The organism is Telluria sp. ZT3P26, from assembly GCF_059686035.1.
The window spans coordinates 348,511-362,217 of record NZ_JCASII010000002.1 but is presented as its reverse complement, the minus strand read 5'-3'; the positions used below and the strand labels follow the sequence as shown (position 1 = coordinate 362,217).

General features: G+C 55.5%; 15 protein-coding genes and 1 tRNA gene. 5 read left to right on the top strand and 11 right to left on the bottom strand.

Features of this window, described 5'->3' with window-relative positions; all coding sequences use genetic code 11:
- Positions 1-2: 2 nt before the first annotated feature.
- The 4 genes from AC56LN_RS09490 to AC56LN_RS09475 all read right to left on the bottom strand — a co-directional run bounded on the left by AC56LN_RS09490 (position 3) and on the right by AC56LN_RS09475 (position 3,443).
- Complete coding sequence (locus AC56LN_RS09490) at positions 3-644, bottom strand: hypothetical protein (RefSeq protein WP_499571215.1); 642 nt, start codon at positions 642-644, stop codon at positions 3-5.
- Between the two features lie 12 nt (positions 645-656).
- Positions 657-1,451, bottom strand: coding sequence for a TIGR04255 family protein (locus AC56LN_RS09485; protein ID WP_499571214.1), 795 nt, complete (start codon positions 1,449-1,451; stop codon positions 657-659).
- A 1,063-nt stretch (positions 1,452-2,514) separates the two neighbouring features.
- Positions 2,515-3,090 carry an HAD domain-containing protein gene (locus tag AC56LN_RS09480; RefSeq protein ID WP_499571212.1) on the bottom strand — a complete coding sequence of 192 codons (576 nt, stop codon included), beginning with the start codon at positions 3,088-3,090 and terminating at the stop codon, positions 2,515-2,517.
- Between the two features lie 164 nt (positions 3,091-3,254).
- Complete coding sequence (locus AC56LN_RS09475; RefSeq protein ID WP_499571210.1) at positions 3,255-3,443, bottom strand: hypothetical protein; 189 nt, start codon at positions 3,441-3,443, stop codon at positions 3,255-3,257.
- A 267-nt stretch (positions 3,444-3,710) separates the two neighbouring features.
- On the opposite strand from AC56LN_RS09475, the gene AC56LN_RS09470 reads away from it, so the two are divergent.
- Together AC56LN_RS09470 and AC56LN_RS09465 are read left to right on the top strand one after the other, a co-directional pair.
- Positions 3,711-4,031 carry a hypothetical protein gene (locus tag AC56LN_RS09470; protein WP_499571208.1) on the top strand — a complete coding sequence of 107 codons (321 nt, stop codon included), beginning with the start codon at positions 3,711-3,713 and terminating at the stop codon, positions 4,029-4,031.
- 2,063 nt (positions 4,032-6,094) lie between these two features.
- Positions 6,095-6,472, top strand: coding sequence for a hypothetical protein (locus AC56LN_RS09465; RefSeq protein ID WP_499571206.1), 378 nt, complete (start codon positions 6,095-6,097; stop codon positions 6,470-6,472).
- Positions 6,473-6,629: 157 nt separating this feature from the next.
- On the opposite strand, the gene AC56LN_RS09460 is transcribed toward AC56LN_RS09465, so the two are convergent.
- The 4 genes from AC56LN_RS09460 to AC56LN_RS09445 form a co-directional block, all read right to left on the bottom strand.
- Positions 6,630-6,935 (bottom strand): hypothetical protein, encoded by a 306-nt coding sequence (locus AC56LN_RS09460; RefSeq protein ID WP_499571204.1) that lies wholly within the window; start codon positions 6,933-6,935, stop codon positions 6,630-6,632.
- A gap of 55 nt (positions 6,936-6,990) precedes the next feature.
- The gene (locus AC56LN_RS09455; protein WP_499571203.1) at positions 6,991-7,119 is read right to left on the bottom strand and encodes a hypothetical protein; all 129 of its coding nucleotides are present in this window, start codon (positions 7,117-7,119) and stop codon (positions 6,991-6,993) included.
- A 26-nt stretch (positions 7,120-7,145) separates the two neighbouring features.
- A complete protein-coding gene (locus AC56LN_RS09450) occupies positions 7,146-7,721 on the bottom strand; it encodes an HAD domain-containing protein (RefSeq protein ID WP_499571201.1) in 576 nt (191 codons plus the stop codon).
- A 137-nt stretch (positions 7,722-7,858) separates the two neighbouring features.
- Positions 7,859-8,647 (bottom strand): HEPN domain-containing protein, encoded by a 789-nt coding sequence (locus AC56LN_RS09445; RefSeq protein WP_499571199.1) that lies wholly within the window; start codon positions 8,645-8,647, stop codon positions 7,859-7,861.
- Positions 8,648-8,710: 63 nt separating this feature from the next.
- On the opposite strand from AC56LN_RS09445, the gene AC56LN_RS09440 reads away from it, so the two are divergent.
- A complete protein-coding gene (locus tag AC56LN_RS09440) occupies positions 8,711-8,854 on the top strand; it encodes a hypothetical protein (RefSeq protein ID WP_499571197.1) in 144 nt (47 codons plus the stop codon).
- Between the two features lie 68 nt (positions 8,855-8,922).
- Here AC56LN_RS09440 and AC56LN_RS09435 read toward each other — a convergent pair whose 3' ends face one another.
- From AC56LN_RS09435 to AC56LN_RS09425, 3 genes are all read right to left on the bottom strand, one after another.
- Positions 8,923-9,141 carry a helix-turn-helix transcriptional regulator gene (locus AC56LN_RS09435; protein WP_499571603.1) on the bottom strand — a complete coding sequence of 73 codons (219 nt, stop codon included), beginning with the start codon at positions 9,139-9,141 and terminating at the stop codon, positions 8,923-8,925.
- A 62-nt stretch (positions 9,142-9,203) separates the two neighbouring features.
- Positions 9,204-10,463 carry a tyrosine-type recombinase/integrase gene (locus tag AC56LN_RS09430; protein WP_499571195.1) on the bottom strand — a complete coding sequence of 420 codons (1,260 nt, stop codon included), beginning with the start codon at positions 10,461-10,463 and terminating at the stop codon, positions 9,204-9,206.
- A 113-nt stretch (positions 10,464-10,576) separates the two neighbouring features.
- Positions 10,577-10,652: transfer RNA gene (locus tag AC56LN_RS09425), tRNA-Arg, on the bottom strand.
- 178 nt (positions 10,653-10,830) lie between these two features.
- Between AC56LN_RS09425 and AC56LN_RS09420 the strand changes: the two genes are divergently transcribed.
- Positions 10,831-11,751 (top strand): c-type cytochrome, encoded by a 921-nt coding sequence (locus AC56LN_RS09420; protein ID WP_499571194.1) that lies wholly within the window; start codon positions 10,831-10,833, stop codon positions 11,749-11,751.
- A 287-nt stretch (positions 11,752-12,038) separates the two neighbouring features.
- Entirely contained in the window at positions 12,039-13,688 is a 1,650-nt protein-coding gene (locus AC56LN_RS09415) for a right-handed parallel beta-helix repeat-containing protein (protein WP_499571192.1), read from the top strand.
- The last annotated feature ends 19 nt before the right edge of the window (positions 13,689-13,707 follow it).

The window sequence follows — 13,707 nt, the reverse complement described above, 5'->3', positions numbered from 1 at the left end:
CTTCAGACTTGGTCGTTGGATGCGGGGAGGTCAAAGTCAGCGGTCGGCGCTGTCCTTGGTCGATTCGCAAATCGAGCGCTCATACGCTCACGTTGAGCTGCTTCGCGCTTGTGAATCTGCACTAGCATTAGCGCGGCGTCACTCGCAGATTCACCTGCCTGAGCAACCTGCAGCAGCGTCCGGCCACTGGCAAACTTGCGTTTCAGCAGCGCCGCATTGACGGTCACGCCTTCGTGCGCCAGCACGTCCGCAGCTTGAGCAAGGTCCTGCAGCTTGGCTGCGTTTTCGTCCGCAACAGGGTCGCCATTGAGCCAGTTATATATAGACTGGCGCGACACGCCGAAGGTAGTCGCAAGGTCTGACACTGCCGGGTTCAGTACTTCACGGATACGTGTCAGGTTCTCAGTAGGAGTACGAACCAGCTCAACTTCGGCAACTTCAATAGTAGGTGCCCTGTACTGCGCCTGATGGGCATTGCGCTGCAAGTGCTCAATCGAAAGTTCCCCCCCGGTGCCCACAGCAGCGAGTGCGGCACCTGCAGCCGCCACCCATCCGACTAGGCGAACGACAGTGGATGTGACACCAGTAGCTGTCCCTCGTTCAGGAACCCATCCACCATATTTGTAGCTCAATGTGGCGTCCATAATGCTCTCCTGTTAGGCCCACGAGGCCCAGGCATGGTTTGTAACCGTCGCTTTGAAAGACTTGTCGATTTCATCGTGGAGGGCGGTTAGTCGCTCTTCCACTTTGGACAATTCGAATGCCTCTCGATGCACAATCGAAGCATCTGTATCGACCATAGCATGCAATCCTTCATGCTGAGTGAAGCGTGGTTCGATGACGAGAGCCAGCCCACCCAGTTCCATTGGCAATCCGATTTGTCCATTGCGAACAATAACGCGCGAAATGAGCTGACCTGCAGTCGTTGAAACCGTAGTCTCGCTGACCGATTGCTGAAGTTGTCCTTCTCCTCGCAACGATAGCCCTAACACTTCAGGAACTAAGTAGTCTCGAAGCGTCTCCCCATCCTTGAAGGGCTGTACTGCATCCAAATAGCGCAGACCAATACGCTCGACGAAGTCAAGGCGCATGGCGCTATGCAAGAAACCTAACCCCGTTAGCAACATCGCAGAGAACGTCTCGAAGGTATCGTACGCAGTGGTCTGTAACGTTAGCGCGTTGGTCTCCAGGAGAAACGCACTCCGACTGTCGATGTCGCCAAACAAGTAGCGTGCCTGCGTTGTCAACGTAGGGGGGACCATCTGCCCTTGCTGGGTTCCCAGCACAGGAAAATCAAGGCGCTGAAATACTTCCTTCTTGAAATCAGGGAAGTGCGCTTCACGCATCTTCGACTGAATAGTAGGGACGTAGCTATCCAGGTCCAGTACATGGTTAAACTGAACTTGAGCAACCGTGTAGTAAAGCGGTGCATTGGCCAGCTTCTTTCCCATGACATCCTCGATAGTGTACTTGACAGACAGGTTGACACTTTACACCCCACTTAACACTCGGTCAATCGGAATTCTGATACCCCCTATCTCTCAGCCAGCGACCACCGTGGCATCGCGCAGTACCAAGCCGCCTCGTCCAAAGTTCTTGATGTTGCCACAGTGGTTGTTCCGGCCTACGTCCAGGAGCTCTCGCATGTGCACTTTTGGGAAGCGGTACTTCTAGTCAGAAATTCCTCCATTCAGTGATTGGAGCGCTTTTTTGCAAAGAATTGCTATACAAGCAAGGCACGCATATAGGACATCCATGAATGAACGCATTTCTGCAATTCCGAACTAACAGGGCCTTTAGCGATGGCATGAAGGCATACCGCACTGGCCATCCGCCACACGCACCCATGCACTATTGCGAACATTCCGGCGATTGGGTACGGGGTTGGCACGTTGCATGGCTCGCGAAGAACTTTAGACAGGATAAATTACCACTTGGGAGAGCCGGCTCGCAGGTTGGCACATAGTTATTCGGGGCCCTCTGAAGAGGGCCCTTTTCTCACTAAGCAGTGTAGAGCACCACCACCACCGTCCCTCTCTCATACCGCTCAAGCTATCTTAGACGCTGCCGGCCGAGCTGGGACCCTGACACCTAATATGAGTGAGACTCGCGCTACAAGAGCTTCACTCTACTCCGTGCGCTCGTTTTAACTGATTCCAAGGTCCGCTGGGTGCAGCTTAGGCAGCAGATAGCTTCTCTTAACGGTGGCGCTTTAATGCCATATCCGCAGAGTTGAGCCGGCTTAATTCGTTCACATACAAGTAGATGTTCACGAAACCAACCGCTCTGTGCACTTCTATTTTTATGGCATCGCCCACTCGTGGTTGAGAGGGCCCACGAAAGAAAAAACCTGGCAATAGTTGCCAGGGTTGTGATGTTGGGCATGGTCGTTAGTTGCACACACGTTTGCCGGATGCCAAACGCTGTCCTAGTCGAGATATAGGATAGGCGACATGTTTAGTAATGGTACTCTGCGAAGAGGAGTTGAGCCGGCTCAACCGGTTCTTGAGCGGCTCAATCTGTGCCAAATATGCGGCCGGTTGTCGGGGATAACCTTGGGTGCGCGCGTATACGTCCCTCAAGCGAACTGCCAGAACAGAGAACTTCTAGTGCTGCAGACAATTCGTCAGAGACGCCTGGTTGTGCTAATCCTAGCCATGTGTCGTTCGGCGCTACTACTAGGTGCAGACGGTTCTCGGGCCAGTCATTCAGGTCGTCGTCAAGCGCCAGCCATCGGGTCAAGCCTCGGGCATAAGCATCAGTCTGGATAACTTCATACCGTGAACCGGGCGGGTATTCAATCAACGAGCCGCACCAGACTGTGTCAATAACGCGCTCCCGGAGGCCGAGGGGCAGTTGCTGCGCCGCATACTCTAAGCCGAGCTCCCGAGCCCACAATGTTGCCAGAACTATCTGAACGGCTGGGAACGGCTGCAAGATGCGCTCCAGTAGAGGCGCATGCTCGAATAAGGGGTGAGCAGTTGGCTGACCGCGGTAATAAACGCGCGCACGTGTGCGGTCGTCCACTGGAACACGAACATCGGCGGGATGCAGCACGCCGTCGTAATCGAGGTAGAGAACAGGACCCATTAAATTTCCATGCGTTGTTGGAGCCAGCTAAGGAAATGCACGTTTACCACTATATTCGTATTCTTCATTATGAACTCTTGACCAGTAGAGTGAATTAAAATCGCTAAGCGAGGGTTCTGGAACTGGTGTTGGCCACGGCTGCGGACTTGAGCCGGCTCAACTGGTCAACGGGTTTTTGGTGGGAGGCTCTCGGCCAGCAGCAGATGCAGCGCAGAGGGGGTAGGCACCAGCGCGTCGAGCGTTTCCTGCAGCGCCGCTGCGGCCTCCGGGGATAGTTCGACCGGTATCGGGTGCCAGTCCTCGCCGTCTCGCTCGACGCCGTCCAGCGCCAGCGCACCCTCCTTTCCCTGCACCAGCGCCACCTTCGGCTGGTACCCGCCTATTGCCGCGGCCTGGACATGGTGCCTCCTGTAAGTTTTGCCGGCTCAACCGGCCTTGCGCCGTAGGCTGAACACGCGGCCGGCGGCAAATCCGCCAACGAATGCGGCAATGACCAAGACCGTAATTTCCGGTGTACTCACGCTAACTCCGCTGGTAAAGGCCACCGTAAGCAGCTCACCGAGTTACAATTAAAAATCAACAACAATTGTGATGTTACAACTTCGCGTTACGAGAAAAATATGAAAAATACAACTAAAAAGTTAGACGCCGCTCTAGCTTTACTTGCGCTTCTCAAAAAAAACGTTGTGGTCGGCGTGGTCGGGGAAATGAGCGAAGACGACCGCATCAGCCTACGAGGGCTATGTGCTGAGTGCGACATCCCGGCCCCTCAGCTGAGTTCCGCTATTGCTCAATCGATTGAGGTAGTAGAGCAGTTGATTGCATCTCTGACTACTCAGTTGGAGGCAGAAAAAGTTGAAATCGAAAAAAAGATTGAGCAAGCTCAAGATGTTCCTGAGAGTAATCCTAAGCCAGGAAATCGGCTTAAAGTCAAGCTTTAAGAATGAGATTTATTCGTTTCATTTTTACTAGTAGAAGTACCCCAAAAATTGTAATTAATGCAAATGTTCAACCAAGAGAGAATTAGATGAAAAAATGGAAAGTTACTTTCGAGCGTAATGGTGGCCAAACTACATCCCAAATTATAGAAGCCTCATCTGCCGAGGAAGCTGAATCAAAGGCACTTAGAGCTACATTTGGAAACGTTACCTACCTCAGAATCATCTCCGTTGTGAGAGCTTAGTAGGTCACTTAGCATCCTAGTCGTCAATCACAATTTTCTAGCTTGTCAAGAGCCGAGGAAGACGATGTCGCTAGCGAAAAGCTGCAAACCCGTTCGCCTCGGCTGACAGCTCAGCCTATAATGCCGGGGCGAGTACTTCCGGGAAGTCATGGATTCGAAAGGCGTGAACGTCTTTGTCTCTTGTCGAATTCCCTGCCCGGCTGAACCGCTCGCTGGGTACGAGGTTAAACCTCTTCTAAACCCACCGGCTCGGGCAGCTAGAGCGGTAACTGCTGGGTTTTCATTCTCGCGACTCAAGTCAGGGCGCTAGGCGGAACAGTCTCGAGGCTGGCCAAGAATCGCCGGGCCAGCACCTTGGCCGAGACCTGGCCGCTCTTTTTAGAGGGACCTCAGCCCCACGCGGTGAAGCCATCGTAGCTGTTTTTAGCTCGCGGAACCGCGCCTCACCCTGCAGCGAGGTGGGCGTTTTCTAACTTGTCGTACAAGTCATCCCGAAAAGAAAAACGCTCCAGACAGCTAGGCTGTCGGGAGCGTCAATTATATTGTTCGGTTTAGTTGTACATCTTGAGCTCTTCAAGAGTCACACGACGATTGTAAGTTACACCGTATTTCGCGGAAGTTTCTGAGCTTGGCGCCGCATCGAGGATGCTACCAACACGCTTTGCAGCGATTTCGCGCTCAACGCAGGCCTCGTCGGTTTTTTCGCACACCAGACGCAAAATCCGGGTGTACCGCTGCTTGCCGAAGTCGCCTAGCGCCTTCGAATTCCGAACGCGGAGGTAGTACTCGCTACAATGCGCGGTTGGTCGACTGTGAAACAAAGGGAAATTTTGTTGAAAAATATTTCTCGCAGACGTAAAAAAAGCCCGCCTAAGCGAGCTTGTTGGTTCTGTTGGCCAAGGCCGCTGACTTGAGCCGGCTCAACTGGTCAACGGGTTTTTGGTGGGAGGCTCTCGGCCAGGAGCAGATGCAGCGCAGAGGGGGTAGGTACCAGCGCGTCGAGCGTTTCCTGCAGCGCCGCTGCGGCCTCCGGGGATAGTTCGACCGGTATCGGGCGCCAGTCCTCGCCGTCTCGCTCGACGCCGTCCAGCGCCAGCGCCCCCTCCTTCCCTCGCACCAATGCCACCTTCGCTTGGTACCCGCCTATTGCCGCGACCCTGACCATGTACTCCCCTTTGCGCATTTTTCACTAAGAAGCTAGGCTCACATGTCGCCCAGCCACTAAGAAAACTGGTGATATGTCGCTCAGCCACTAAAAACCCGGTGAAGTTGAGCCGGCTCAACTGGTGCGATTGTGCCGCAGCCCGGTAACCCGGCCGGCCGCGAATCCCACGACGAACGCCGCAGCCACTAACACCACAATCTCAAGTGTACTCACTATGCAATCTCCTGCGGTAGAGGCCAGCGCAGACACGTTGCCACGCGCCGGAATATCCATCGTAGCTCCTGGTCGTTCTCGCCCCACCCCAACGCGATAGCCGAACGGTAGGCAGCTGCGACCAGATGAACTTCCTGAAGCATCGGTGCCCTCCGTTTAATCGCCGCGAGGTCGTCACATAGGCTTTCGATGCATTCGGTCCTCACTGCAGTATCGTTCAATTCACGTTTATCCATAGCGGGCTCCGGCGCTGTGTAAACCAACAGAATACTGTGTTAACGTACAGTAGTCAAGAAAGCAACACATTGATTGAAAGACGAGCGGTTGAGCCGGCTCAACTGACGACTGACTTTGTCGCTTTGCTGCCAAACGGGCCCGTCAAGCCAACGTTTGGAGTTGCCGCATGGGAAAATTTCCCCTCTAAACGATGATAGGTACTGGAAATGATGTTACTGCTGGATGCGATTGAAGCTGAAGTTGTGCCCGTACCTGGTAAAGACGGCTGGTTCCGGCTCACTGGCATAGACATCTTGATGCTCGACTATCCAAACGCTATCGACTACATCGAAGACGCGGAACAAGCAGGTCAAGTTGTACACCACGATGCGCGAATTGAAGGCATGCACGACGAGCGCGCAGAATGCTTGGACAGCGACCCTCGTTTCAACCACGAAGGCGAAATGAACTTTGCGGTAATCGAGAAAGACGACAAATACACGATGGTGCTGGACATGAACTGGCCAGAGGCCGTCATCCTGCGCCAACTCATCAAACGCCGCGGCTACGAACACGAACCACTGCCGACCACTGCCAGCTGGTAACCGGTTGAGCCGGCTCAACTCTCGGAGCGGTGCCGGGGCAGGCCGTCCCAAATCGTGGGCGGTATCTCACCGGCCGATTGCATGAAAAGCCCTGGCAACGGTTGTCAGGGCTTTTTATGTTGGCCAAGTGAGATGGCTTTGGTGCGGTTGAGCCGGCTCAACTAACTTTCAACCTGGCGACTAGCGCCAGCAGCGCCAAGTGCTTGGAGCCGCCGGTACGAGGCCGGCCAATAGCTGCGTCGGCACTCGACCAGCTAGCAGTGCTCCGGGCATACTCTTCGCGGTCGACGGCAGCGGCAAAAACATTGCCGAGTCCGGCAGGCCGGATGCCAATTACGCCGTGCCGCATCTCTCCGACGAGACGGTCAAATACGTAGGCTGTCAGGCCTTTTTCTGCGAGTATTTTGTTGAATTCCCTGACGGTGTTGGCCGCCGGTTCGACGGGCGTTGGTTGGTAATTCATGGTGGGTCTCCTAGGTAGTGGTACCCCCATATAGCAACTGCTCAGTTGAACCGGCTCAACCTAACACGACGACAGCCGCAACCGCCACGGCCAGGCCGAATGCCATTATCGCGACTGACATGTTCACGAGTACTCTCAGTGCGCGCGATTCGTCTGCTAAAAAATCGCGGATGGTTTTATTCATTCTGTGTCCCCGTTGGTTGAGCCGGCTCAAGTTAGCCCGAACAGACGCTCAACGGTCGACGGAAAGGGCACTTCTGGCGATAGCCGAGACTCGAGTGCGCCGCCACTGCACAGCAGCGCCAGCGCCGCAGACAACTCATCAGGTCTGCCCGGTTGTGAGAGACCCTGCCACGAGTTAGTAGGCGCTATTACCCGGTAACGCTGCTCATATGGCCAGCCGTCGGTGTCGTCGTCGAGCGCCAGCCAGCGCTGTACTCCCCGCTCTGCTGCATCGGTAGCGATTGCGTCATGTCGCGTTCGCGGCGGGAACTGCAGCAGAAATCCCTGCCAAATGGTTCCAACGACGCGAGCCTGCAGCCCTGGTGGCAGTTGCTGCACAGCGAATTCGTACCCGAGCATCCGAACCCAACTCGTGCAGAGAGAGATTCTGATATCAGGGTACGGCTGCAGGATGCATTCTAGCAGCGCGGCGTGCTCGAATAATGGATAGTCGGTCGGTTGGTTGCCGTCGTACACTCGCGGGCGCGTTGGCTCCTCCCTAGTCACACGTACGTCTGCTGGATGCAGCACGCCGTCGAAATCCAGATATAGAATCGGTGCCAAATCAGCCTCCTAGAGTACGCCGCCTCGGTTGAGCCGGCTCAACTCATCAAAAAGACGGCGCCGGTAGCCTTAGTATACGATATGACAACAAAGACGGCGGTATAAAGTAGTGTCGAAGACCAAATAAAGAACCGGAATCATATAATCATTCGCTGCTTTAGCCAGTTAATAACGTGCATATTGACCCCGGAGCGTGAGTTCTTCAGGAGATACTCCTGTGTCGTACAGTGAACTTGAGCGAGCATCTTAAACGAGTGCTGCGCGACGCCGCCGTCTTCACCGCTCGAGACAGGGTAGAAATAGGGGTTATTATCTCTAAAGGCAGTTAATACGCTTTCGTCAAATCGTTTTAGGCTAAACTCAATAGGTAGCGCGCCGATACGTGACCTGAACCCATGTATGAAAGAATCTAGTGCGAATACGAGATTGGTATCAAACTCGATTCCCGCCGCGTTGTATCGATTGTCCGGGTCTCCATTTCGCTCAACAGTGTCTATGAACTCCGGTAGCTGAATTGGTCGCTTGGGCTTGATGAGCAGCAACCGGACATTGACGTCAGGATGGGGGCTGATGTCGATGTCTGCTACTGTCGGGTCCAGCGCGACGACAGCATCGTAGAGCGCTCTAATAGCATGTCGTCCAAACGGGGCACCTTTGACCTTCTTGCCGCGGAACAACATAAACGCCTTGAAGTATTTTTCAAGCGCCTGACCGGCACCCCAGGCGAATCCGCGCGGCAAGCCATTTACGGCGAGCGTGCGCGCAGTTAAATAATCCTCATCAGCTGACGTTACAAAAGATTCATAAATAACCTCAACAATAAGCTGTTCCGCTGTCGCCTGCCTATCGTCAGGCAGGTGACTAAGAGCATCCTCAGGTCCAAACGCGAACTGATAGACAAAGCTTGCAGAAGGGGTAGCTTCCATTGGCAGCCCTTATATAGTAGATGTTAGGATGGACTCATCGTTATAAAGACATTTGAGATTACCATGGAAAAGTTTATCCATAAGCATTTCTTCACCAGCGCAGGGCGGAACAAAATCATCGATGCACTCGGCTGGTTTGCTATCGTCGGCGGCACTATTGTCAGTATTACAGTGCTCATTGCTGTCTACCTGCGAGATTACGCCTGAACAATGATGGCCCGGGTAACATAGGTCAGAACTACGGGGAAAGCCGTTGGCCAACTGCGCCCTCAAACCTAAACGGCCATAACTTTGCGCGGCCGTCCTCGTTTTACCGGTCCACTACTGTTATTAGCGAGCACTGGCTTGGGCTGTATGAACTGAATGACTGCACCCTGCTCCCACAGCAACCGACGCCCTAGCTGCAGCGGCTGAGGCAGCAATCCCTGGCTCATGTAGGTCGTTACAGTGCGCACAGAAACACGCAGCATCGAGGCTAGCTCGTCCTTCGTCATATACGTCGTCATAAGGGACTCCACAGTCAGTAAAAACCTGTGTAGCCCCCTGATTTATTTCCTTACGTGGCCGCAATCATGGTGGCGGCGCGTGGATGTTGGGTAAGCCGGTCGCCGATGACGTTAGCACGCTGTTGCAAATAAACCTTCTGTAGCACCGCCCGGTCACTATGCCCAGAAAACACCATGACTTCTTCGAGAGACGCTTCAAGCAGCTCGACTAGCCGGGAGATGCCTTCGCGACGCATGTCGTGCAGGCGCACGTCAAACAACTCGACCCTATCCGCTGCCCGCCGTAGTGCCTGGGAAATGCCACTAGGTGAAACTTTGAAAATTTGGCCTACTTTGCCCGAGCCGAGCTGCTGCAGAATCTGAAGTGCAGGTGGCAGCAACGGAACGTCTCGCGTGCTAGTTTTTGATTTTTTCAAATGGCCTGGCTTGCGCAGTGTGATTATCTTTTTTTCCCAATTTACATCCTCCCACCGTAGTGAGCAGACCTCACTACGACGTAGCGTTGTCATAACTGCAAATCGTACGAACGCTATGTGCCTCGGGTCTAATTCCGTTATTAGAAGAGCCAGAGCCTCCTCGTCCACTCGAGTTTCACGGGGCTGCGGTTTTTCTGGCAATGGAATTTCCATCACATACTGAGCCGCTAGCCAAGCTCCGTGAAACTGATTCAATTTGTTGGCACGAAAATATGCCACGAGTGTACGTCGCATCAACGTAATTTCGTGGCGAACTGTTTGCGCTGACGGGGGGACTATCACAGCAGGCGGCAACACTTGGCCCATTTTCCTCCGGTAGTGCCGCTGATGTTTGGTGAGTGTTGGGTCGGAAACTCGTCCTGAGCCCAGCAGGCCTGCCTGTCGTTCAACCATCCAGCGGTCTAGCAGGTCGTAGTCTAGTTGGCCTAGGGAGAGGTGCCCAAACCACTCGTCAAGACGCTTGAGGCGTGACAGGTCTGATGCAGCGCCCGCCAGCTTCGGCAGCTCACGAAGTCGATAGTTTTCAAGGATGTCGCGCACTGTGATGTCTGCTGGAGTACACCCAAGGGCGATTGTAGGAGCCGATGGTGCGACCTTCGGCTTTGCGTCCGATTTTTGCTCGAGCAGTTCAACGCGACGACGACGGGCCCAGCGCAGGCCTTCCTCGAATTGGTCTATGTCGCAGGTATGTGAGTCTTTGGGGAGGGGTGATACTTGGACAACAAAGCGCAGGGAGCCGGAACGGACCTCTACGTAGATATTTTTCTCGATTGCGCCTGTTGTGACCTTGCTTGGCGTGACCTGCTTGCTTGGCGTGACCTGCTTGACCTTCATGCTGAACTCCTCAGTGGTGGAGTCCAGTGTTGCAACGCGATTTATTTTTCTCCCCAAAAACTCAGAACTTTCTCCCCAAACTCAGCAGGAAGTGTCGTAAGTTCTTGATTTTATGGTGCGGCTAGCTGGAATCGAACCAGCGACCCTTGGCTTCGGAGGCCAATACTCTATCCACTGAGCTACAGCCGCACTGGCAAGCGTAGCGAAGGATACAGTCTTTCGTCGAGTACGTCCATGGGCAGCGCCCGAAAAACCCTGGCACCAATACAGGTTTACACTATAATAAGATGCTCGACGGCACTTGCAAAAAAGCCACTAGATCGCAACGCCCCCAGTGGCCGGTTTTTTTAATTGAATTAAGGAAATCATGAGCGACGCACAGCACGACCACGAATCCCTCATTCGTACGCCAAAACAGCTCGTGATCGCTGTCGCGGGGTTCTTCTTAGTTATTGTCCTCGGCATCATCCTGCTCGTCACCTTCGTCACCAATGCCTCGACCACCGGGGCCGGCAGCAATGCCCAGAGCGCCGAGGCAATTGCCGCGCGCATCCGCCCCGTTTCCGATGCAGGTTTCACACTACGCGACGCCAATGCCCCGCGTGTCCTGCTGGCAGGTGGCGCCGTGTACACGGCTACCTGCGCAGCGTGTCACGACAGCGGCATGGCCGGGTCGCCCAAGACGGGCGACAATGCCGCCTGGGCTGCCCGCCTGGCGCAGGGTTACGATACGCTGGTCAAGCATGCAATCGAAGGCATCCGCGCCATGCCGGCCAAAGGCGGCAATCCGGACCTCGATGACCTGGAAGTGGCGCGCGCCGTCGTCTTCATGACCAACAAGAGTGGCGCCAGCTTCAAGCAACCGGCTTCACCCGCACCCGCGGCGGCTGCCGCGCCGGTGGCCGGTGACGCTGCTGCTGCGACAACCGGCGCACCGGTTGCTGCAGTACCAGCCACAATCCCCACCGCTACCACACCGGTAGCAGCAGCGGCACCGGATGCAGGCGCGCCGGTTGCAGGCTTGGCCGTGGCAAGTGCCGATACCGGCAAGAAAGCCTACGACACGGCGTGCATCGCCTGCCATGGTACCGGTATCGCAGGCGCGCCCAAATTGGGCGACAAGCCCGCGTGGAGTGCACGCATCGGCCAGGGTGCCTCGGTCCTGTATGACCACGCCATCAAGGGATTCCAGGGGAAAGCCGGTGTCATGCCGCCCAAAGGTGGCTCCGCGCTTCCCGACGCCGACGTCAAGGCTGCCGTGGACTACATGGTGGCTTCAGTCAAATAAGCATCGCCAGGATCCGCAAACAACAAAGCGCCGCATGCGGCGCTTTTTGTTTAACTGACAGTTTTACTTCCAGCACAGCATCGGAGCCTGCCTGCACAACACCCCTATCCAATATTATTTGAACAAATAATTGAGTTACTTTCAAACCTCTAGATTTATCATATATGTCATATTGATTTAAAAGTAAAGTAACAATTGCTTACAAAACGGAACAAATAAATAACTTATCCTGCACAGCCTCCAGTCGAAATAAATTCCTCGCGGAATCTTTACAGGATCAGTACACCATGTCCCTCAGTTCCCCATTCCCTGCATCCGCTTCGGGCCGTTTGTCCGCTTTTTTCCTGATGTCGCTCGCCATGGTCGGCGGCGCATCCGCCGCCACTTTGTCAGTGGGGCCAGGGAAAACCTACGCTGCACCGTGCGCTGCCTTTGCCCGGGCACAGACCGGCGATGTCATCCAGATCGACGGCGGGAAAACCTACAGCGGTGACGTGTGCGCCATCGGCGCCAGCAACCTGACCATCCGCGGCGTAAATGGCCGGCCCGTGATCGATGCCGCCGGCAAGAATGCCCAAGGCAAGGGCACCTGGGTTATCCAGGGCAACAACGTCACCGTCGACAACGTCGAGATGGCCGGTGCGTCGGTGCCGGACCGCAACGGCGCCGCACTGCGCATCGAAGGCACCAACTTCACGCTGCGCTCGTCGTACTTGCGCAATAACGAAAACGGCATCCTGACCGGCGCGAATGACAACAGCAGCATCGTGATCGAAAACACCGAGTTTGCGTCCAACGGCCGGGGCGACGGTTACAGCCACAATGTCTACATCGGCCATGTCGGCAGCCTGACGTTCCGCTACAACTATTCGCACGACGCCAATGGCGGCCACAACCTCAAGTCGCGCGCGAGCGTCAACACGATCAACTACAACCGTTTCTCGAGCAGCACCGGCAAACCGAGCTACGAGATCGACCTGCCAAATGCCGGTACCTCGTACGTCATCGGCAACGTGATCCACCAGCCGGCCAGCCACAACAACCCCGGTTTGCTGGCCTATGGCATGGAAGGTGCGAGCAATCCCGGCAAGGATCTGTATGTGGTGAACAATACGTTCCTGAACGACGACAGCGTGCGCGGCACCTTCGTGGTGGTCGGCGGTAGCGTGACGACGCCAGTTCTGCTGCAAAACAATATCTTTGGCGGCACCGGCGCTGCGACCAACCAGTCCAATGCCATCGACCGCACCAACTTCCGCTCGCTCGTGCCCGGCTTTGTCAACCGCGTGCTGTTCGATCTGCACCCGATCGCCAACGTGCTGGTGATCAATGCCGGTTCGACGCCAGGCGTGTCGGCCTCCGGTGTGTCGCTGACGCCAGTGGCGCAGTACAAGCACGTGGCGTCGGGCGAAACCCGCGTTGCGGCGAGTGTGCGCGATATCGGTGCCTACGCGGCACTGAACCCGGGCAGCACGCCGACGCCGACGCCAACACCAACACCAACGCCGACCCCGACGCCGACGCCATCGGCCTGGACCACCTGCGCCAACGAAAACGCCACCTGCGGTTTCAGCGGCACGCGTGAGGTGCGCTATGGCGCGGGCAATTCATGGGTCGTCAAAGTGTTTACCAACAATGTCCAGTGTTCGAACGCCGTGTTTGGTGATCCGATCGAGGGCACGGTCAAGACCTGCAGCTATGCCGGTACCGCGTCGAGCGCGCCGACCCCGGCGCCGACCACGCCCGTGACCTGGACCGCATGCGCCGCCGAAAACGGCACCTGCTCGTTCACCGGTACACGTGACGTGCGCTACGGCGTGCCGGGCGCCTATGCCACCAAGGCGTTCACGACCCGCACCGCCTGCACCAATGCGGTGTTCGGCGATCCGATCGAAGGCACGGTCAAGTCGTGCAGCTATTCGAGCCAGGCGCGCTGATCGCAGCAAGGTAACGGAA